Source organism: Pelagibius sp. Alg239-R121 (genome assembly GCF_947331435.1).
Taxonomy (GTDB): domain Bacteria; phylum Pseudomonadota; class Alphaproteobacteria; order Kiloniellales; family Kiloniellaceae; genus Denitrobaculum.
On record NZ_CAMZOF010000004.1, the window covers coordinates 95288 to 112533 of the forward strand.

Consider the following 17246-nt stretch of genomic DNA (forward strand, 5'->3'; position numbering starts at 1 on the left):
AGAGAGCCCGCGTCATGTCTCGCACCACTCCGCTCGAAATGTACCGCAATATCGGCATCATGGCCCATATTGATGCCGGTAAGACGACCACAACTGAGCGTGTCCTCTACTACACCGGTGTTTCTCACAAGATCGGTGAAGTCCATGACGGCAACGCCACCATGGACTGGATGGAGCAGGAGCAGGAGCGGGGCATCACCATTACCTCGGCGGCCACGACCTGTTTCTGGAACGATCACCGGATCAACATCATCGATACACCGGGCCATGTTGACTTCACGATTGAAGTTGAACGGTCTCTCCGGGTTCTCGATGGTGCGGTTGCCGTGTTCGACTCGGTTGCCGGTGTTGAGCCTCAGTCCGAGACGGTGTGGCGTCAGGCCGACAAGTACAACGTGCCGCGGATCTGTTTCGTCAACAAGATGGACCGGATCGGCGCCGATTTTTACCGTTGTGTAGATATGATCGTCGACCGCCTCGGAGCGCAGCCGCTTGTCATGCAACTGCCGATCGGTTCCGAGAGCGAATTCGTCGGTGTTGTCGATCTGCTTAAGATGAAGGCGATCGTCTGGAAAGACGAGACCATGGGTGCCGAGTATGTCGAGGAAGACATTCCGGCCGATCTTGCCGACAAGGCTGCTGAATATCGCGAAAAACTGCTCGACCTCGCTGTTGAGCAGGACGACGATGCGATGGAAGCCTATCTCGAAGGCAACGAGCCTGATATCGAGACTCTGAAGCGCTGCATCCGCAAAGGCGCCTGTACCTCTTCTTTTGTGCCGGTTCTTTGTGGAACGGCCTTTAAGAACAAGGGTGTGCAGCCGCTTCTTGATGCGGTTGTTGATTTCCTGCCGTCTCCGATTGATGTTGATTCCGTTTCCGGCGTAAAGCCTGACTCGGACGAGGAGCTGGTTCGCAAGACGTCCGATGACGAGCCTGCCTCAGCACTTGCCTTTAAGATCATGACCGACCCCTTCGTTGGTTCGCTGACCTTTGTGCGTGTCTATTCAGGTGTCTTCACAACGGGCACTCAGATCTTGAACTCGGTCAAGGGGAACCGCGAGCGCGTCGGCCGTATGCTGCAGATGCACTCCAATCACCGCGAAGACATCAAGGAAGCCCGCGCTGGCGACATTGTCGCTATTGCCGGTCTGAAGAGCACGACCACTGGTGAGACATTGTGTGACCCCTTGAAGCCGATCATCTTGGAGCGCATGGAGTTTCCGGATCCCGTCATCGAAGTCGCTGTCGAGCCGAAGACCAAGGCCGACCAGGAAAAAATGGGTGTCGCTCTGGGCCGTTTGGCGCAGGAAGATCCTTCTTTCCGTGTTTCGACTGACGTTGAGAGCGGCCAGACGGTCATTAAGGGTATGGGCGAACTTCATCTCGACATCATCGTCGATCGCATGAAGCGCGAATTTAAGGTCGATGCGAACGTTGGTGCGCCGCAGGTTGCTTACCGTGAGACAATCTCTCGGGTTGCTGAGGTTGATTACACTCACAAGAAGCAGTCTGGTGGTTCGGGTCAGTTTGCGCGCATCAAGTTGACGTTTGAGCCGCAGCAGCCTGGTGAAGGTTACTCGTTCGATAACTCGATTTCCGGCGGTGCGGTTCCAAAGGAATTCATCCCGGGTGTTGAAAAAGGCCTGATTGCTGCACAGGCAACAGGTGTGATGGCCGGTTTTCCGGTGATCGACTTCAAGGTCACACTGACCGATGGCGCGAGCCATGACGTCGACTCCTCGGTGCTGGCGTTTGAAATTGCGGCCCGCGCCGCCTTCCGTGAAGGCGTGCAGAAGGCCGGACCTGCTCTTCTTGAGCCGGTTATGAAGGTCGAAGTGGTGACTCCCGAAGAATATATGGGAGACATCATCGGTGATCTTAACAGCCGCCGCGGCAATGTGTCCGGTATGGACAGCCGCGGCAACGCACAGGTGATCAACGCGATGGTCCCCCTTGCGAACATGTTCGGTTACGTCAACAACCTGCGCTCCATGAGCCAGGGCCGGGCACAATACACCATGCATTTTGACCACTATGAGCGAGTGCCGCAGGCAGTCGCCGATGAAGTGGTTGCCAAGATGGCCTAACCCGCGGAAGCGAGGTTTTGATCATCCTATGGACGGAGAATAGAGAAGATGGCGAAGGCAAAGTTTGAGCGGACTAAGCCGCACTGTAACGTTGGTACGATTGGTCATGTTGATCATGGTAAGACGACGTTGACGGCAGCGATCACGAAGGTGCTTGCAGAGAGTGGCGGGGCGGAGTTTTCTGCTTACGACCAGATTGACAAGGCACCTGAGGAGAAGGCGCGCGGGATTACGATTTCGACGGCACACGTTGAGTACGAGACGGAGAACCGTCACTACGCGCACGTTGATTGCCCTGGTCACGCGGACTATGTGAAGAACATGATCACGGGTGCTGCGCAGATGGACGGCGCGATCCTGGTTGTGTCGGCTGCTGACGGTCCGATGCCGCAGACTCGCGAGCACATCCTTCTTGCGCGCCAGGTTGGTGTTCCTGCGATCGTGATCTTCATGAACAAGGTCGACCAGGTTGACGACGAAGAGCTTATCGAGCTTGTTGAGCTTGAGATCCGCGAGCTTCTGTCTTCCTACGATTTCCCCGGCGACGATATTCCGATCATCAAGGGCTCGGCGCTTGCCGCGCTTGAAGATGGCGATGCGGCGATCGGCCGGGACGCGATCATGGAGCTTATGAAGGCTGTTGACGACTACATCCCGCAGCCTGAGCGTCCGAAGGATCGTCCGTTCCTGATGCCGATTGAGGATGTGTTCTCGATTTCCGGCCGTGGAACGGTTGTTACGGGACGTGTTGAGGCCGGTATCGTCAAGGTTGGCGACGAGATTGAGATCGTCGGCCTTAAGGACACGAAGAAGACGACCTGCACGGGCGTTGAGATGTTCCGGAAGCTTCTGGACTCTGGCGAAGCTGGCGACAACATCGGCGCGCTTCTGCGTGGTGTCGGTCGTGAGGACGTTGAGCGCGGTCAGGTTCTGGCAAAGCCGGGTTCGATCACGCCGCACACGAACTTCACTGCAGAAGCTTATATCCTTACGAAGGAAGAGGGCGGTCGTCATACGCCGTTTTTCACGAACTACCGTCCGCAGTTTTACTTCCGTACGACTGACGTTACGGGTGTCGTGACCCTGCCTGAGGGAACCGAGATGGTGATGCCTGGAGATAACATCTCCATGACGGTTGAGTTGATCGCACCGATCGCGATGGACGAAGGCCTTCGTTTCGCAATCCGTGAAGGCGGTCGTACCGTCGGTGCAGGCGTCGTCGCTGGCGTCATTAAGTAATCCAGAATTACCTTGAGGTAATTCGCGGCCGAGTGCGGCCGGATTCAAACAGTTATAGAACGTGAAAGGGGCGCCGGTTCAGGTGCGTGGCTCGTCGAGCCCGACAAGATCTTGATTACCGGCAGCCAATGGGGCTGAAATATGGACAGCCAGAACATCAGAATACGGCTAAAGGCCTTCGATCATCGGGTGCTCGATACGTCGACCTCCGAGATCGTCGGTACCGCCAAGCGGACGGGTGCGCAGGTGCGCGGACCCATTCCTTTGCCGACACGCATTGAGAAGTTCACGGTGCTTCGTGGACCTCACATCGACAAGAAGAGCCGCGAGCAGTTCGAAATCCGGACTCACAAGCGTCTTCTGGACATTGTCGACCCTACACCGCAGACCGTTGACGCTCTGATGAAGCTCGACCTGGCTGCTGGTGTGGATGTCGAGATTAAGCTGAAGGGCTAGGATTATGCGCACGGGTATGATTGCGCAGAAGCTTGGCATGACGCGCGTGTTTACCGATGAAGGTCAGCACGTTCCTGTCACCGTCCTGAAGGTCGACAAGTGTCAAGTCGTTGCAGTGCGCACAAAAGAATCGGACGGCTACTCCGCCGTTCAGTTGGGTAACGGAAAGGCGAAGGTCAAACGCGTGACCAAGCCGATGCGTGGCCATTATGCAAAAGCCAAGGTTGAGCCTAAGCGGAAGCTGGGTGAGTTTCGGGTTTCCGACGACGCCTTGCTGGAAATCGGTCAAGAACTGTCGGTGAACCACTTCGTAGCCGGACAGTTTGTGGACGTTACGGGGACTTCGATCGGTAAGGGTTTTGCCGGTGCCATGAAACGCCATAACTTCGGCGGCCTGCGGGCAACTCATGGTGTCTCGGTTTCGCACCGTAGCCACGGTTCAACAGGTAACAGCCAGGATCCGGGTAAGGTCTTCAAAGGTAAGAAGATGGCCGGTCACATGGGTGATGCCCGGGTGACGACACAGAACCTCAGGATCGTTTCGACCGATGAGGAGCGTGGCTTGATCCTGGTTAAGGGTGCCGTTCCGGGAGCCGAAGGCGGTTGGGTCCGGATCAGCGATGCGGTTAAGCGCGCGCTTCCAGAGGCAGTGCCTTTCCCCGCTGGTATCGTTGCGGCAGCGGTTGAAGAAGCTCCTGCAGAGGCGCCTGAAGAAGCTCCGGCTGAGGCAGAAGCAGCACCGGCAGAGGCTTCAGAAGCCGCTGGCGAAGATAAGGATCAATGACCATGAAGTGTTCGGTCACGACCCTCGAAAACAAAGCCGCTGGCGAGATTGAGTTGAATGACTCGGTCTTCGGACTTCCTGTCCGGGCGGACATCCTGGGCCGGATGGTAAATTGGCAGCTCGCGAAGCGGCGTGCCGGGAACCATAAGGTCAAGGGACGTAGCGAAGTTTCCGGCTCGACCCGGAAGATCACGAAGCAGAAAGGCGGCGGCGGTGCCCGTCACGGAAGTCTGCGTGCACCGATCTTCCGTGGCGGTGGTGTTGTCCACGGTCCGGTCGTTCGGGATCACAATCTCGATCTGCCGAAGAAGGTCCGGAAGCTGGCGTTGAAGACGGCGCTGTCGTCCAAGGCCGCTGACGGCAAGCTGATCGTGCTCGAGAGCGCGGACGTCAAAGACGCGAAAACTTCGGCTCTGTCGAAGCAGTTCGGAACGCTTGGCTGGGGTTCGGTTCTGGTGATTGACGGTGCGGCGATTAACGAGAGTTTTGCTCGTGCTGCCCGCAACATTCCCAACGTCGACGTTCTGCCTCAGCAGGGCGCCAACGTTTACGACATCCTGCGGCGCGACACTCTGGTGTTGACCAAGGATGCTGTGGAAGCGCTGGAGGCGCGACTGAAATGAGTAAGGGGCGCGCGCGCAACAAGGCGCCGGTGACGATCTCCAAGGAGCGGATGTACGAAGTCATTCGCCAGCCGGTCGTCACTGAAAAATCCACTTTGGGTTCTGAGCACAACCAGGTTGCCTTCAAGGTGGCTATGGATGCGACCAAGCCTGAAATCGTTTTGGCAGTCGAAGGTCTGTTCAATGTCAAGGTGAAAGCGGTCAACACGCTTCGCCAGGACGGTAAGACCAAGCGGTTCAAGGGTCGTCCGGGCCGCCGTGCCGACGTCAAGAAAGCATACGTCACGTTAGAAGAGGGTCACAGCATCGACGTGACCACGGGAATCTGATCCTATGGCGCTAAAAACATACAGTCCGACGACGCCATCACGCCGTAATCTGGTGTTGATCGATCGCTCGGGTCTTTGGAAGGGCAAACCGGTCAAGAAGCTGACCGAAGGCCTGACCAAGAAGGGCGGACGCAACAACACCGGTCGGGTTACGGCCCGCCGGCAGGGTGGCGGTCACAAACGCAACTATCGTCTGGTCGACTTCAAACGTCTCAAGTTCGATGTTTCGGCGACGGTTCAGCGGATCGAATACGACCCGAACCGGACCGCGTTTATTGCCCTGATCGAGTATGATGACGGGGAGCTGTCTTACATCCTTGCGCCGCAGCGCTTGGCGATTGGAGACAAGGTCATTGCTTCTACGAAGGCGGATATCAAGCCTGGCAACGCGATGCCTCTAAGCGCGATCCCCGTTGGCACAATTGTGCACAACGTGGAGATGAAGGCTGGTAAGGGCGGTCAGATCGCCCGCTCGGCCGGGACCTATGTTCAGATCGTCGGACGCGATGCCGGTTATGCTCTGCTGCGTCTTGGATCGGGCGAAGTCCGCATGATCCGGGCCGAGTGCATGGCAACGGTTGGTGCCGTTTCCAACCCCGACGAGTCGAACCAGAAATTGGGTAAGGCCGGCCGTAAGCGCTGGATGGGCAAACGCCCATCGGTCCGCGGTGTTGCCATGAACCCGATTGACCATCCGCACGGCGGCGGCGAAGGCCGCACTTCCGGCGGTCGCCATCCGGTGACTCCCTGGGGTAAGCCGACGAAGGGCGCCAAGACGCGCCGTAACAAGAAGACGGACGGCCTTATCGTGCGCCGCCGTCACAAGAAACGCTAAGGGGAAGGCCGCCATGGCTCGCTCCGTATGGAAAGGTCCGTTCGTCGACGGTTATCTGCTCAAAAAGGCCGATACAGTCAGAGGTTCCGGACGAAACGAAATCATCAAGACCTGGTCGCGCCGTTCGACGATCATGCCGCAGTTTGTCGGCTTGACCTTCGGCGTCTACAACGGCCAGAAGTTCCTGCCTGTTCTGGTGACCGAAAATATGGTCGGTCACAAGTTCGGCGAATTCTCTCCGACGCGGACCTACTACGGTCACGCTGCGGATAAGAAATCCAAGAGGGGCTAAGGTCGATGAGTAAGTCGAAAACCCCGCGCGTGTTGGCTGACAACGAAGCCAAGGCTATCGCTTTGAACATGCGGACCAGTTCTCAGAAGCTGAATCTGGTTGCCGCCAGCATTCGCGGCAAGACGGCCGAGAAAGCCCTGGCAGAGCTGACCTTCTCAAAGCGCCGCATTGCCGGTGAGGTCAAGAAGGTTCTGCAATCGGCGATTGCGAATGCGGAAAACAATCACCAGCTCGACGTCGACCGTCTTTATGTGGCGGAAGCTTCGGTGGGCAAAAGCTTCACGATGAAGCGTTTCCGGGCCCGTGCCCGCGGCCGTGTCGGCCGGATCGTGAAACCTTGGAGCCGCCTGACCGTGGTGGTGCGTGAGCGTGAGGAGACGGCGTAATGGGTCATAAAGTCAATCCAATCGGCCTGCGCGTCGGTATTAACCGGACCTGGGATTCCCGCTGGTTCGCCGACGGCAACTACGCGGACCTGCTGCTCGAGGATCTCGAGCTACGCAAGTACCTGCGTAAGCGTCTGCAGCAGGCCGGTGTGTCGCGGATCGTGATCGAGCGTCCTGCGAAGAAGGCCCGCGTAACGATTTATACGGCCCGTCCCGGCGTTGTCATTGGTAAGAAGGGTGCAGACATCGAAAAGCTGCGCTCCGCTCTTCAGCAGCGCACGAGCAGCGAAGTACATCTGAACATCGTTGAGGTTCGTAAGCCTGAGATCGATGCCAAGCTGGTCGCCGAGAACATTGCTAATCAGCTGGAGCGGCGTGTTGCCTTCCGGCGGGCGATGAAGCGTTCGGTTCAGTCCGCCATGCGCCTTGGGGCCGGTGGTATCCGGATCAACTGCGCCGGCCGGTTGGGCGGTGCGGAAATTGCACGGACCGAATGGTACCGCGAAGGCCGCGTGCCTCTGCATACGCTTCGTGCCGATGTCGATTACGGCGAAGCGACGGCGCAGACGACCTACGGAGCTTGCGGCGTGAAGGTTTGGGTCTTCAAGGGAGAAATCCTGGCCCACGACCCAATGGCCCAGGACAAGCGGTCTCAGGATTTGCAGGCTGCGCGTTAAAGCAGTCAGGCTTGAGGAAACAGAGCAATGTTACAACCAAAGCGGACAAAATTCCGCAAAGCCCATAAGGGCCGGATCCATGGCAAGGCGAAGGGCGGCACAGCCCTGACCTTTGGCGCTTACGGTATGAAGGCGATGACGCCAGGTCGTGTTTCTGCCCGTCAGATCGAAGCAGCCCGCCGCACCATTACCCGTCACATGAAGCGTGTCGGTAAGCTTTGGATCCGCGTGTTCCCAGACGTGCCGGTTTCGAGCAAACCTGCCGAGGTTCGTCAGGGTAAGGGTAAGGGTAACCCGGAATGGTGGGCGGCTCGGGTCAAGCCCGGCCGTGTCATGTTCGAACTCGATGGCGTTCCCATGGAGCTCGCTCGCGAAGCCTTTAAGCTGGCTTCGGCCAAGCTGCCCGTGCAAACCAAGTTCATCGCCCGTGTCGGTGAGGAGGGTTAGGTCATGAAAGCGAGTGATCTGAGGGTCAAGACCCAGGACGAGTTGAAAGACGAGCTGATGGGACTGCACAAAGAACAGTTCAATCTGCGCTTCCAGAAGGCCAGTGGCCAGCTCGAGAATACGACGCGCGCACGCCAAGTTCGCCGTGATATCGCGCGCATCAAAACCATCCTGCACCAAATGCAGGCCGTTTCTTAGGAGAGTATCAATGCCGCGTCGTGTGTTGCAGGGTGTGGTGGTTAGTGACAAGACCGATAAGACGGTTACCGTCTTGGTCGAGCGGCGCGTCATGCACCCCATCTATAAGAAGTTCATTAAGCGTTCGAAAAAGTATCATGCCCATGACGAGACCAATTCGGTCAAATCGGGCGAGACTGTTCGAATTCGTGAGTGCCGTCCGATTTCCAAGACCAAGAGCTGGGAAGTTTTCGACGAATCTGCCGCCAGCGCTGAAGGTTAGGGGCTCGCCATGATTCAAATGCAATCCCAACTCGATGTCGCCGACAATTCCGGTGCCCGTCGAGTCCAGTGCATCAAGGTGCTGGGCGGATCGAAACGCAAGACTGCCGGTGTCGGCGATGTCATTGTGGTATCGGTCAAGGAAGCCATTCCGCGCGGTCGTGTGAAAAAGGGTGATGTACATCGTGCCGTCATCGTTCGCACTGCCAAGGAAATCCGTCGTCCGGACGGCAGTTCGATCCGGTTCGACAACAACGCCGCGGTGTTGATCAACAAGCAGGGCGAGCCGATCGGAACCCGTATCTTCGGTCCGGTCACCCGCGAGCTGCGCGCACGCCAGTACATGAAGATCATTTCTCTGGCGCCTGAGGTGCTATGATGAGCAAGAAGTTTAAGATCAAAAAAGGCGACAAGGTGACAGTGATCACCGGTCGTGACAAAGGCAAGAAGGGCGAAGTGCTGCGTGTTGTACGTGAGGACGACCGGGTGGTTGTTCAGGGTGTCAACATCGTCAAGCGTCATACGCGTCCGACTGCTTCCACACCGGGCGGGATCGTCGAGCAAGAGGCGCCCCTCCATATTTCGAACGTTGCCCATATCGATCCGAAATCCGACCAGCCCACACGCGTCGGTTTCCGGGTTGAAGAGGGCGGTCGCAAGGTGCGTGTTTCCAAGCGCTCCGGCGAAGTCATAGACATTTAAGGCGAGGCAGGACCATGAAGCCGCGCTTGAAAGAGCACTACGAAACGACTGTTAAACCGAGCCTGGTGCAGCAGTTCGGATACAAGAACGAGATGTCGGCACCGAAGATCGAAAAGATCGTGCTGAACATCGGTGTTGCTGGCGCCGTGCAGGACCAAAAGAAGGTTGCTGCCGCCGCTAACGAAATGGGTCTGATTGCTGGTCAGAAGCCGGTGATCACGAAGGCGAAGAAGTCGATCGCAGCTTTCAAACTGCGTGAAGACATGCCGCTCGGCTGCAAGGTGACCTTGCGGAAGGACCGGATGTACGAATTTCTGGATCGCCTGGTGACCGTTGCTTTGCCCCGCGTCCGCGACTTTCGCGGCGTATCGGACAAAAGCTTCGATGGCCGCGGCAATTATGCCATGGGCTTGAAGGAACAGATCGTCTTTCCCGAGATCGACTACGACGCTGTCGACGAGATCCGGGGCATGGACATCGTGATCTGCACCACTGCGAAGACGAATGAGGAAGCCAAGGCTCTCCTCGCGGGCTTCGATATGCCGTTCCAGAAATAGCGGCGGAAGGGATCGAAAAGAATGGCTAAGGTTAGCGCCATCAAAAAGAATCAGAAGCGTCGGAAGGTTGTCGCCCAGCAGGCGTCAAAACGTGCGGCTCTCAAGGCTGTCGCGAACGACCGGTCCCTCTCACCAGAGGAACGCTTCCTGGCCCACATCAAACTGGCAGAGCTGCCACGCGATGGGTCGAAAATTCGAGTTCGCAATCGTTGCGAGTTGAGCGGACGCCCGCGCGGCGTCTATCGGAAATTTAAGTTGTCGCGTATTGCATTGCGTGACCTCGCATCGATCGGCCAGATCCCTGGCATGGTCAAGTCGAGCTGGTAGGAAAGGGTCCGCGCGATGGCGATGAGCGATCCTCTTGGGGATATGCTAACCCGCATCCGGAACGGACAGCGAGTTGGTAAGTCAAAAGTAACGGCGCCGGCGTCCCGCCTGCGTTCGAATGTGCTTGATGTATTGAAGCGCGAAGGTTTTATCCGGGATTTCCGCACGCAGGAACAGTCCCCGGGTATCAGCGAGCTTGAGATCGAGTTGAAGTACAACGAAGGCCAGCCTGTGATCAACGAGATCGCACGGGTTTCGACCCCGGGTCGTCGCGTGTACTCGAAGATCAAAGAGCTGCCGCGTTATTACAACGGTTTGGGAATTACCATCCTGTCGACGCCACGTGGTGTGATGTCGGATCAGGAGGCGCGCGCTGCCAACGTCGGCGGCGAAGTTCTCTGCCGGGTATTTTAAGGGATTGGGTGAATGTCGCGCGTAGGCAAAAATCCGGTCGAGGTGCCCAGCGGCGTCGAAATTGCGGTCAAGGGCCGTTTGGTTTCGGCAAAAGGCAAGCTGGGTCAGCTCGAATTCGAAGCAACCGACGATGTTGCGATCGAGGTCAAGGACGGGCAAGTGACCGTCACGCCTGTAAATCAGTCCAAGCAGGCCCGCGCCATGTGGGGCACCGCACGTTCGCGGGTCCAGAACATGGTCACGGGGGTGTCCGACGGCTTCACGCGGAACCTCGAGATTAATGGCGTCGGTTACCGTGCCGCGGTCCAGGGCAAAAGCCTGAACCTGCAGCTGGGGTACAGTCACGATATCAACTTCCCGATCCCCGAGGGGATCTCGATCACCTGCTCGAAGCCAACCGCGATTGCGATTTCGGGTGCTGACAAGCAGAAGGTCGGTCAGGTTGCATCAGAAATCCGCAGCTTCCGTCCGCCAGAGCCTTACAAAGGCAAGGGCGTGAAGTATGAGGATGAGGTGATCCTGCGCAAAGAAGGCAAGAAGAAGTAAGGCCATGCTGAGCAGCAAACAACTTCGCGACCGCCGCACGCGCCGTGTTCGCGCACAGATCAAGCGCAAAAGCGGCAGCCGGCCCCGTTTGTCGGTCTTCCGGTCGAGCAAACACATCTACGCCCAGGTTATCGACGATGTGCAGGGGGTAACCCTTGTGTCTGCATCGACGATCGATAACGACCTCAAGTCAAAATTGGCGAAGGGTGCCGACAAGGCAGCCGCTACCGAGGTGGGTAAACTTATTGCCGAGCGTGCTGTCGCCGCCGGCGTCAAAGAAGTGGTCTTCGACCGTGGCGGATACATCTTCCACGGCCGGGTAAAGGCTCTGGCAGACGCCGCACGCGAAAACGGCCTGGCATTCTAGGAAAGCAGATCGATGGCACGAGCCCCAAGAGAATCACGATCCCAGAGAGATGACCGGCGTCCGCGCGACCGCGACGAGCCGGAGCTCATCGAGAAGCTGGTCGGTATTAATCGCGTAGCCAAGGTGGTCAAGGGTGGCCGGCGTTTCGGCTTTGCCGCGCTGGTCGTTGTCGGCGATGGCCGTGGCCGCGTCGGTCATGGCCACGGCAAGGCCCGCGAAGTTCCAGAGGCAATTCGCAAAGCCACTGAATCGGCGAAGCGCGCCATGATCCGTGTGCCGCTGCGTGAGGGCAGGACTCTGCACCACGATATTAAGGGGCACTACGGTGCTGGTAATGTCGTACTGCGTGCAGCTCCGGCCGGTACGGGTATCATTGCCGGTGGTCCGATGCGTGCGATTTTCGAAGCCCTTGGCGTCCAGGACGTCGTGGCGAAGTCGGTCGGCACCTCGAATCCCCACAACATGATCAAGGCCACTTTTGAGGCTCTGTCGCGTTGTGCCAGCCCGCGTATGGTTGCTCAGCGCCGTGGTAAGAAGGTTTCCGACATTCTCGGCAACCGCACTGCCGGTGCTGCCGAGGCACGGGAGTAAAGCAAAATGGCCGCTAAGAAGAAAACAGTTAAGGTCGTGCAGATCGCAAGCCCGATTGGGCGGATGAAGGATCAGCGCGCGACTCTCATCGGCCTCGGTCTGAACAAGATCAACCGTAGCCGTGAGCTCGAGGATACACCGTCGGTGCGCGGTATGATCAACAAAGTCAGTCATCTCATACGGGTTGAGAGCGACGCCTAGGCGTCGTTTGCTCCTCCCTTGACTGAAGCAGGGTAAAGAGACATGAAGCTCAATCAGCTGTCCGATAACGCAGGCGCTCGTAAGGATGCCAAGCGCGTTGGCCGCGGCATCGGTTCCGGCACAGGTAAGACCTCCGGCGCCGGCCACAAGGGTCAGAAGGCCCGCAGCGGTGTTGCGATCAAGGGTTTCGAAGGCGGCCAGATGCCTCTGCATCGCCGTCTGCCGAAGCGCGGGTTCAACAACATCTTCAAAAAGGACTTCGTTGCCGTAAACATCGGCCGCCTGCAGGCGGCGATTGATGCAGGCAAACTTGACGCGAAGTCGGAGATCAATGCCGAATCGCTCAAGGCCTCCGGTGTGGTTACGAATCCGCGAGATGGAATTCGTTTACTTGCATCCGGTGAACTGAAGACCAAAGTAAATATCGCGGTCGCCGGTGCTTCCAAGGCCGCGATTGCCGCGGTCGAGAAAGCTGGCGGCAGTGTAACCGTCGCTGTAGCCAAGGTGGCAGCGGCCGAAAGCTAAGAAAGTCAGCGGGCTTGTGGCATCTTCTTAAAGTGAAGATGCAGAAGTCCGTCGGTTGGGTCAGTCATTGTATTGCCGTCGCTCTCAGGCTTTGACCGGGGAGCGTTCGGCAGTTATAGCGATGTGCTGGCATCAGCCGCGGGAACAACTGGGATAAAGTATATGGCCTCAGCCGCCGAACAACTTGCTGCAAATATGAACTTCGGCGCGCTAGCCAAGGCGACCGAACTCAAGAAGCGCATTTGGTTCACGCTTGGTGCATTGGTGATCTACCGGCTTGGAACTTACATTCCGATCCCTGGAATCGATACGTCGATTTTCGCCACAATCTACCAGAACCAAGCCCAGGGCGGTGTCCTCGATATCTTCAATGCCTTTTCAGGTGGTGCTTTGGAGCGCATGACGATCTTTGCGCTCAACATCATGCCTTACATCTCGGCGTCGATTATAATGCAGCTGCTCACCGCTGTGTCGCCGCAGATTGAAGCCTTGAAGAAAGAAGGCGAATCGGGCCGGAAAAAGATCAATCAATACACCCGTTACGGTACAGTCGTACTGGCTGCTGTACAGGCTTTTGGTATTGCCAAGGGCTTGGAGGCGACAGTTGGAACGGGCGGTTCGGCGGTGATCGAGCCGGGACTGTTTTTCGAGCTTTCGACGGTCATTACGCTCACGGGCGGTACCATCTTCCTGATGTGGCTGGGCGAGCAGATTACCCAGCGCGGTGTCGGTAACGGTATTTCCCTGATCATCTTCTCGGGTATCGTGGCAAACCTGCCGATTGCGCTGGCACAGGCCTTTTCGCTGGGCCAAACCAATGCCCTGGCGATCCTCGTGCCAATCATGGCGGTTGCTGTGATCGCGTTCATCGTCTACGTCGAGCGGGCTCACCGCAGGATCATTGTTCAGTATCCGAAGCGTCAAGTGGGCAACAAGATGTTCGGCGGCGAAGCTTCGCATCTGCCGATGAAGCTCAATGTGGCGGGTGTCATTCCGCCGATCTTTGCCTCGTCGCTTCTGCTGATGCCTCTGACGGCAGCTGGCTTTTCCGGCGGTACGGGACCAGAGTGGCTGAGCTGGGTGACGGCCAATCTGGGACGCGGCTCTCCCGCCTATCTGCTTCTCTTTACCGCGCTGATCGTCTTCTTTGCCTTCTTTTATACCAGCATCGTCTTCAATCCGGAGGATACTGCTGACAACCTGAAGAAGCATGGCGGCTTCATTCCGGGCATTCGACCGGGTAAGAATACGGCCACGTACCTGGAATTTGTGCTGAATCGACTGACTGTTGTCGGGGCTTCCTATCTGGCGCTGGTTTGCCTGCTGCCAGAACTGGTGAGCGCGCAGTTTTCCGTGGTGACGTTTTATTTCGGTGGCACGTCTCTGCTGATTATCGTTTCGGTCACCATGGACACCGTGGGTCAGATCCATTCTCACCTGCTGGCGCATCAATACGAAGGACTCATCAAGAAGTCCAAGCTGAAGGGACGGCGTGGGTGAATATCATTCTATTGGGTCCTCCGGGGGCAGGTAAGGGTACTCAGGCGAAGCGATTGCAGGACAAGCATGGTCTTGTTCAGCTTTCGACGGGTGACATGCTTCGGGAATTGAAGAATTCCGGCAGTGAGCTGGGCGCGCAGGCCAAGGAAATCATGGACGCCGGCAAGCTGATGCCGGACGATCTTATGATCGAGATGATCTCGCAACGCATCGACGCGCCGGATTGTGCGACGGGATTTATTCTCGACGGCTTTCCCCGGACGACCCCGCAGGCCCAAGGGTTGGATAAAATGCTTGCCGACAAGGGGTTGAAGCTCGATCGAGTGATCGAGATGGCCGTCGACGAGGCGGCGCTGATCGAGCGCGTGGTGGGGCGTTATTCTTGTGCCAAATGCGGCGCAGGCTATCACGACCTATACCAGAAGCCGGTCAAAGAGGGTGTGTGTGATAACTGCGGTAATGGTGAGTTTTCACGCCGCGCCGATGACAACGAAGAGACGATGCGGACCCGCTTGGCGACGTATCATGAACAGACCGCGCCGATCCTTCCCTACTATCGGGAGAAGGGCGTGTTGAAGACGATCGACGGCATGGCGGCGATCGATGAAGTAACAGGGCAGATTGAGGCCATTCTAGCTGCGGCGTAACACCCGTGGCATGACGGTTGACTTGGGGGAGCGGGTGCATATAATCCCGCATCCTTCGGCGCGGCCGCGACCGGAAGGTTTTGCCTGTCCAAGCGTTCCAGGACTTCGGGCCAGGTTGGTCCGAGGCATAAATTAACAAGCTTCTCAGGGCTGTGGCCCGGGAATCGATGTTTTAAGGAGACCGTGGCGTGGCACGTATTGCTGGCGTCAATATCCCGACGCAAAAACGGGTACAGATTGCTTTGACCTACATTCACGGTATTGGCCGCGCCAAAGCCGTGGAAATCTGCAGCACGGTCGGTATTCCGGCGGAGCGGCGGGTGAACGAGCTGACCGACGATGAGGTCGTGCGGGTTCGCGAGGCCATTGACCGTGGTTACACGGTGGAAGGCGACCTTCGTCGTGAAGTGGCGATGAACATCAAGCGTTTGATGGACCTGGGCTGCTATCGCGGCCTGCGGCACCGTAAGGGTCTGCCGGTTCGTGGACAGCGGACGAGCACGAATGCCCGTACCCGCAAGGGTCCGGCGAAGCCGATTGCAGGCAAGAAGAAATAACTTCAAAACGATAAGATAAGGTTTTACAGGCCATGGCCAAACCTCAAGCGCGTTTGCGTCGTCGCGAGCGGAAAAACATCTCTTCCGGCATCGCCCACGTCAATGCGACGTTCAACAACACGGTGATCACGATTACCGATGTTCAGGGCAATACTATTTCCTGGTCCTCGGCCGGTGGGCAGGGCTTCAAGGGATCGCGGAAGTCGACTCCTTATGCCGCACAGCTCGCTGCTGAAGACGCTGGCCGCAAGGCACAGGATCACGGCATGAAGACCCTGGAAGTTAACGTTAAGGGCCCTGGTTCGGGCCGCGAATCGGCTCTGCGGGCCCTGCAGGCGGTCGGCTTTACGATCACTGCGATCCGCGATGTAACTCCGATTCCGCACAACGGTTGCCGGCCGCCAAAACGGCGCCGCGTCTAGAGCGCGATCGATCTTGATCGAAGTGATCAAGATCGTGAATCGTCCTCTGATCATATGAAGGAGAGACTGGTTCACGTTTCATTTCGCTTCGAAATAAGACGATCAGACTCTAGACCGTTTCACGGGAGCTGCAGGCCCGGGTGTCTGCAGCAGTAACGTGGCAAGTCGGAGGCCGGTGCAGACCGGCTTTTGGCATTCAAAGACAGCGGGCAGGCGCAAAGCAGTCCGCACATTATGAGGGCGCAATCGTGCTTCAGAAAAATTGGACCGAACTAATTAAGCCGAACAAGCTAGACATCCAGCCGGGTCCCGATGCTTCCCGCGTTGCGAAGGTCGTCGCCGAACCTCTGGAGCGGGGTTTTGGTCTGACACTCGGCAATGCGTTACGCCGGGTGCTGTTGTCCTCCTTGCAAGGTGCTGCTGTAACGTCGATCCAGGTGGACGGTGTTCTGCACGAGTTCTCCTCCATTCCCGGCGTGCGTGAAGACGTGACCGACGTGGTGTTGAACATCAAATCGATCGCTCTGCGTATGGGAGGCGAAGGTCCCAAGCGCATGCGTCTGCGTGCCGAAGGCCCAGGCCCGGTCACGGCCGGACAGATCGAGACTGGCGCCGACATCGAAGTGATGAATCCGGATCTCATCCTCTGTACTCTGGATGATGGTGCGCGGATCGACATGGAGCTGACGGTCGAGATCGGCAAGGGCTACGTTGCCGCTTCGCAGAACCGTCCGGAAGATGCGCCGATTGGCCTGGTGCCGGTCGATTCGATTTTCTCGCCTGTGCGCAAAGTCTCCTACAAGGTGGACAATACCCGCGTTGGCCAGGTCACCGATTATGACAAGCTGACGATGGATGTGTTCACCAATGGTGCGGTGACGCCCGAGGATGCGGTCGCTCTGGCCGCCCGGATCCTTCAGGACCAGCTGCAGCTCTTCGTGAACTTCGATGAACCCCAGGTTCGCGAAATCGAAGATCGTCCGAGCGAGCCGCCGTTCAACAAGAACCTGCTGCGCAAGGTCGACGAGCTCGAGCTTTCCGTACGTTCAGCCAATTGCCTCAAGAACGACAACATCGTCTACATTGGCGATCTGGTCCAAAAGAGCGAAGGCGAGATGCTGCGGACGCCGAACTTCGGCCGTAAGTCGCTAAACGAGATCAAGGAAGTTCTCTCGACCATGGGTCTGCATCTTGGGATGGAGATTGCCGAGTGGCCACCGGAGAACATCGAGGAACTGGCGAAGAAGCTCGAAGAGCCTTACTAAGATATAGA

The 17246-nt window shown here is 57.5% G+C and carries 28 protein-coding genes; all 28 read left to right on the forward strand.

Annotation, left to right across the window (positions count from 1 at the left end; genetic code table 11):
• Positions 1-14: 14 nt before the first annotated feature.
• The 28 genes from fusA (at position 15) to QMZ18_RS14125 (ending at position 17238) form a co-directional block, all read left to right on the forward strand.
• The gene (fusA, locus tag QMZ18_RS13990; protein ID WP_282606925.1) at positions 15-2090 is read left to right on the forward strand and encodes an elongation factor G; all 2076 of its coding nucleotides are present in this window, start codon (positions 15-17) and stop codon (positions 2088-2090) included.
• 48 nt (positions 2091-2138) lie between these two features.
• Positions 2139-3329, forward strand: a complete 1191-nt coding sequence (gene tuf, locus QMZ18_RS13995; RefSeq protein WP_282606915.1) for an elongation factor Tu — start codon at positions 2139-2141, stop codon at positions 3327-3329.
• 141 nt (positions 3330-3470) lie between these two features.
• Positions 3471-3785, forward strand: a complete 315-nt coding sequence (gene rpsJ, locus QMZ18_RS14000) for a 30S ribosomal protein S10 (RefSeq protein ID WP_282606926.1) — start codon at positions 3471-3473, stop codon at positions 3783-3785.
• 4 nt (positions 3786-3789) lie between these two features.
• Positions 3790-4569 (forward strand): 50S ribosomal protein L3, encoded by a 780-nt coding sequence (gene rplC / locus QMZ18_RS14005; protein ID WP_282606927.1) that lies wholly within the window; start codon positions 3790-3792, stop codon positions 4567-4569.
• 2 nt (positions 4570-4571) lie between these two features.
• Positions 4572-5192: a 50S ribosomal protein L4 gene (rplD, locus tag QMZ18_RS14010; protein ID WP_282607384.1), complete on the forward strand. Its 621-nt coding sequence runs from the start codon at positions 4572-4574 to the stop codon at positions 5190-5192.
• Positions 5189-5521, forward strand: a complete 333-nt coding sequence (locus tag QMZ18_RS14015) for a 50S ribosomal protein L23 (protein ID WP_282606928.1) — start codon at positions 5189-5191, stop codon at positions 5519-5521. The genes rplD and QMZ18_RS14015 overlap by 4 nt, the downstream gene beginning before the upstream one ends.
• 4 nt (positions 5522-5525) lie before the next feature.
• Positions 5526-6356, forward strand: a complete 831-nt coding sequence (gene rplB / locus QMZ18_RS14020; protein WP_282606929.1) for a 50S ribosomal protein L2 — start codon at positions 5526-5528, stop codon at positions 6354-6356.
• Positions 6357-6369: 13 nt separating this feature from the next.
• The gene (gene rpsS / locus QMZ18_RS14025; protein WP_142894955.1) at positions 6370-6648 is read left to right on the forward strand and encodes a 30S ribosomal protein S19; all 279 of its coding nucleotides are present in this window, start codon (positions 6370-6372) and stop codon (positions 6646-6648) included.
• Positions 6649-6653: 5 nt separating this feature from the next.
• The gene (gene rplV / locus QMZ18_RS14030) at positions 6654-7034 is read left to right on the forward strand and encodes a 50S ribosomal protein L22 (protein WP_282606930.1); all 381 of its coding nucleotides are present in this window, start codon (positions 6654-6656) and stop codon (positions 7032-7034) included.
• Positions 7034-7711, forward strand: a complete 678-nt coding sequence (gene rpsC, locus QMZ18_RS14035; protein WP_282606931.1) for a 30S ribosomal protein S3 — start codon at positions 7034-7036, stop codon at positions 7709-7711. Before rplV ends, rpsC begins: the two co-directional genes overlap by 1 nt.
• A 27-nt stretch (positions 7712-7738) precedes the next feature.
• Positions 7739-8158 (forward strand): 50S ribosomal protein L16, encoded by a 420-nt coding sequence (gene rplP / locus QMZ18_RS14040; protein ID WP_282606932.1) that lies wholly within the window; start codon positions 7739-7741, stop codon positions 8156-8158.
• 3 nt (positions 8159-8161) lie between these two features.
• A complete protein-coding gene (gene rpmC / locus QMZ18_RS14045; protein ID WP_142894959.1) occupies positions 8162-8356 on the forward strand; it encodes a 50S ribosomal protein L29 in 195 nt (64 codons plus the stop codon).
• A 10-nt stretch (positions 8357-8366) separates the two neighbouring features.
• Positions 8367-8618, forward strand: a complete 252-nt coding sequence (rpsQ, locus tag QMZ18_RS14050) for a 30S ribosomal protein S17 (protein ID WP_282606933.1) — start codon at positions 8367-8369, stop codon at positions 8616-8618.
• A gap of 9 nt (positions 8619-8627) precedes the next feature.
• Positions 8628-8996 (forward strand): 50S ribosomal protein L14, encoded by a 369-nt coding sequence (gene rplN / locus QMZ18_RS14055; RefSeq protein WP_282606934.1) that lies wholly within the window; start codon positions 8628-8630, stop codon positions 8994-8996.
• Positions 8996-9319 carry a 50S ribosomal protein L24 gene (rplX, locus tag QMZ18_RS14060; RefSeq protein WP_322097217.1) on the forward strand — a complete coding sequence of 108 codons (324 nt, stop codon included), beginning with the start codon at positions 8996-8998 and terminating at the stop codon, positions 9317-9319. Before rplN ends, rplX begins: the two co-directional genes overlap by 1 nt.
• A gap of 14 nt (positions 9320-9333) precedes the next feature.
• Positions 9334-9876, forward strand: coding sequence for a 50S ribosomal protein L5 (gene rplE, locus QMZ18_RS14065; RefSeq protein ID WP_282606936.1), 543 nt, complete (start codon positions 9334-9336; stop codon positions 9874-9876).
• Between the two features lie 21 nt (positions 9877-9897).
• Complete coding sequence (rpsN, locus tag QMZ18_RS14070) at positions 9898-10203, forward strand: 30S ribosomal protein S14 (RefSeq protein ID WP_282606937.1); 306 nt, start codon at positions 9898-9900, stop codon at positions 10201-10203.
• 15 nt (positions 10204-10218) lie between these two features.
• Complete coding sequence (gene rpsH / locus QMZ18_RS14075) at positions 10219-10617, forward strand: 30S ribosomal protein S8 (RefSeq protein ID WP_282606938.1); 399 nt, start codon at positions 10219-10221, stop codon at positions 10615-10617.
• A 12-nt stretch (positions 10618-10629) separates the two neighbouring features.
• Positions 10630-11163, forward strand: coding sequence for a 50S ribosomal protein L6 (rplF, locus tag QMZ18_RS14080; RefSeq protein WP_282606939.1), 534 nt, complete (start codon positions 10630-10632; stop codon positions 11161-11163).
• Between the two features lie 4 nt (positions 11164-11167).
• Positions 11168-11530 (forward strand): 50S ribosomal protein L18, encoded by a 363-nt coding sequence (gene rplR / locus QMZ18_RS14085; RefSeq protein WP_282606940.1) that lies wholly within the window; start codon positions 11168-11170, stop codon positions 11528-11530.
• A gap of 12 nt (positions 11531-11542) precedes the next feature.
• A complete protein-coding gene (rpsE, locus tag QMZ18_RS14090; protein ID WP_282606941.1) occupies positions 11543-12121 on the forward strand; it encodes a 30S ribosomal protein S5 in 579 nt (192 codons plus the stop codon).
• Between the two features lie 6 nt (positions 12122-12127).
• Positions 12128-12322 (forward strand): 50S ribosomal protein L30, encoded by a 195-nt coding sequence (gene rpmD, locus QMZ18_RS14095; protein WP_282606942.1) that lies wholly within the window; start codon positions 12128-12130, stop codon positions 12320-12322.
• Between the two features lie 42 nt (positions 12323-12364).
• Positions 12365-12847: a 50S ribosomal protein L15 gene (gene rplO, locus QMZ18_RS14100; RefSeq protein ID WP_282606943.1), complete on the forward strand. Its 483-nt coding sequence runs from the start codon at positions 12365-12367 to the stop codon at positions 12845-12847.
• A gap of 162 nt (positions 12848-13009) precedes the next feature.
• Positions 13010-14347 carry a preprotein translocase subunit SecY gene (gene secY, locus QMZ18_RS14105; protein WP_282606944.1) on the forward strand — a complete coding sequence of 446 codons (1338 nt, stop codon included), beginning with the start codon at positions 13010-13012 and terminating at the stop codon, positions 14345-14347.
• Positions 14344-14994, forward strand: coding sequence for an adenylate kinase (locus QMZ18_RS14110; RefSeq protein ID WP_282606945.1), 651 nt, complete (start codon positions 14344-14346; stop codon positions 14992-14994). Before secY ends, QMZ18_RS14110 begins: the two co-directional genes overlap by 4 nt.
• A gap of 188 nt (positions 14995-15182) precedes the next feature.
• Positions 15183-15551, forward strand: a complete 369-nt coding sequence (rpsM, locus tag QMZ18_RS14115; protein ID WP_282606946.1) for a 30S ribosomal protein S13 — start codon at positions 15183-15185, stop codon at positions 15549-15551.
• A 32-nt stretch (positions 15552-15583) separates the two neighbouring features.
• Complete coding sequence (gene rpsK, locus QMZ18_RS14120; protein ID WP_282606947.1) at positions 15584-15973, forward strand: 30S ribosomal protein S11; 390 nt, start codon at positions 15584-15586, stop codon at positions 15971-15973.
• Between the two features lie 248 nt (positions 15974-16221).
• Positions 16222-17238: a DNA-directed RNA polymerase subunit alpha gene (locus tag QMZ18_RS14125; RefSeq protein WP_322097218.1), complete on the forward strand. Its 1017-nt coding sequence runs from the start codon at positions 16222-16224 to the stop codon at positions 17236-17238.
• Positions 17239-17246 lie beyond the last annotated feature (8 nt).

What these genes read in the sequence shown, in the direction of transcription:
- fusA (WP_282606925.1), top strand. Translation starts at nt 15, where the DNA reads ATGTCTCGCACCACTCCGCTCGAAATGTACCGCAATATCGGCATCATG.
- tuf (WP_282606915.1), top strand. Translation starts at nt 2,139, where the DNA reads ATGGCGAAGGCAAAGTTTGAGCGGACTAAGCCGCACTGTAACGTTGGT.
- rpsJ (WP_282606926.1), top strand. Translation starts at nt 3,471, where the DNA reads ATGGACAGCCAGAACATCAGAATACGGCTAAAGGCCTTCGATCATCGG.
- rplC (WP_282606927.1), top strand. Translation starts at nt 3,790, where the DNA reads ATGCGCACGGGTATGATTGCGCAGAAGCTTGGCATGACGCGCGTGTTT.
- rplD (WP_282607384.1), top strand. Translation starts at nt 4,572, where the DNA reads ATGAAGTGTTCGGTCACGACCCTCGAAAACAAAGCCGCTGGCGAGATT.
- QMZ18_RS14015 (WP_282606928.1), top strand. Translation starts at nt 5,189, where the DNA reads ATGAGTAAGGGGCGCGCGCGCAACAAGGCGCCGGTGACGATCTCCAAG.
- rplB (WP_282606929.1), top strand. Translation starts at nt 5,526, where the DNA reads ATGGCGCTAAAAACATACAGTCCGACGACGCCATCACGCCGTAATCTG.
- rpsS (WP_142894955.1), top strand. Translation starts at nt 6,370, where the DNA reads ATGGCTCGCTCCGTATGGAAAGGTCCGTTCGTCGACGGTTATCTGCTC.
- rplV (WP_282606930.1), top strand. Translation starts at nt 6,654, where the DNA reads ATGAGTAAGTCGAAAACCCCGCGCGTGTTGGCTGACAACGAAGCCAAG.
- rpsC (WP_282606931.1), top strand. Translation starts at nt 7,034, where the DNA reads ATGGGTCATAAAGTCAATCCAATCGGCCTGCGCGTCGGTATTAACCGG.
- rplP (WP_282606932.1), top strand. Translation starts at nt 7,739, where the DNA reads ATGTTACAACCAAAGCGGACAAAATTCCGCAAAGCCCATAAGGGCCGG.
- rpmC (WP_142894959.1), top strand. Translation starts at nt 8,162, where the DNA reads ATGAAAGCGAGTGATCTGAGGGTCAAGACCCAGGACGAGTTGAAAGAC.
- rpsQ (WP_282606933.1), top strand. Translation starts at nt 8,367, where the DNA reads ATGCCGCGTCGTGTGTTGCAGGGTGTGGTGGTTAGTGACAAGACCGAT.
- rplN (WP_282606934.1), top strand. Translation starts at nt 8,628, where the DNA reads ATGATTCAAATGCAATCCCAACTCGATGTCGCCGACAATTCCGGTGCC.
- rplX (WP_322097217.1), top strand. Translation starts at nt 8,996, where the DNA reads ATGAGCAAGAAGTTTAAGATCAAAAAAGGCGACAAGGTGACAGTGATC.
- rplE (WP_282606936.1), top strand. Translation starts at nt 9,334, where the DNA reads ATGAAGCCGCGCTTGAAAGAGCACTACGAAACGACTGTTAAACCGAGC.
- rpsN (WP_282606937.1), top strand. Translation starts at nt 9,898, where the DNA reads ATGGCTAAGGTTAGCGCCATCAAAAAGAATCAGAAGCGTCGGAAGGTT.
- rpsH (WP_282606938.1), top strand. Translation starts at nt 10,219, where the DNA reads ATGGCGATGAGCGATCCTCTTGGGGATATGCTAACCCGCATCCGGAAC.
- rplF (WP_282606939.1), top strand. Translation starts at nt 10,630, where the DNA reads ATGTCGCGCGTAGGCAAAAATCCGGTCGAGGTGCCCAGCGGCGTCGAA.
- rplR (WP_282606940.1), top strand. Translation starts at nt 11,168, where the DNA reads ATGCTGAGCAGCAAACAACTTCGCGACCGCCGCACGCGCCGTGTTCGC.
- rpsE (WP_282606941.1), top strand. Translation starts at nt 11,543, where the DNA reads ATGGCACGAGCCCCAAGAGAATCACGATCCCAGAGAGATGACCGGCGT.
- rpmD (WP_282606942.1), top strand. Translation starts at nt 12,128, where the DNA reads ATGGCCGCTAAGAAGAAAACAGTTAAGGTCGTGCAGATCGCAAGCCCG.
- rplO (WP_282606943.1), top strand. Translation starts at nt 12,365, where the DNA reads ATGAAGCTCAATCAGCTGTCCGATAACGCAGGCGCTCGTAAGGATGCC.
- secY (WP_282606944.1), top strand. Translation starts at nt 13,010, where the DNA reads ATGGCCTCAGCCGCCGAACAACTTGCTGCAAATATGAACTTCGGCGCG.
- rpsK (WP_282606947.1), top strand. Translation starts at nt 15,584, where the DNA reads ATGGCCAAACCTCAAGCGCGTTTGCGTCGTCGCGAGCGGAAAAACATC.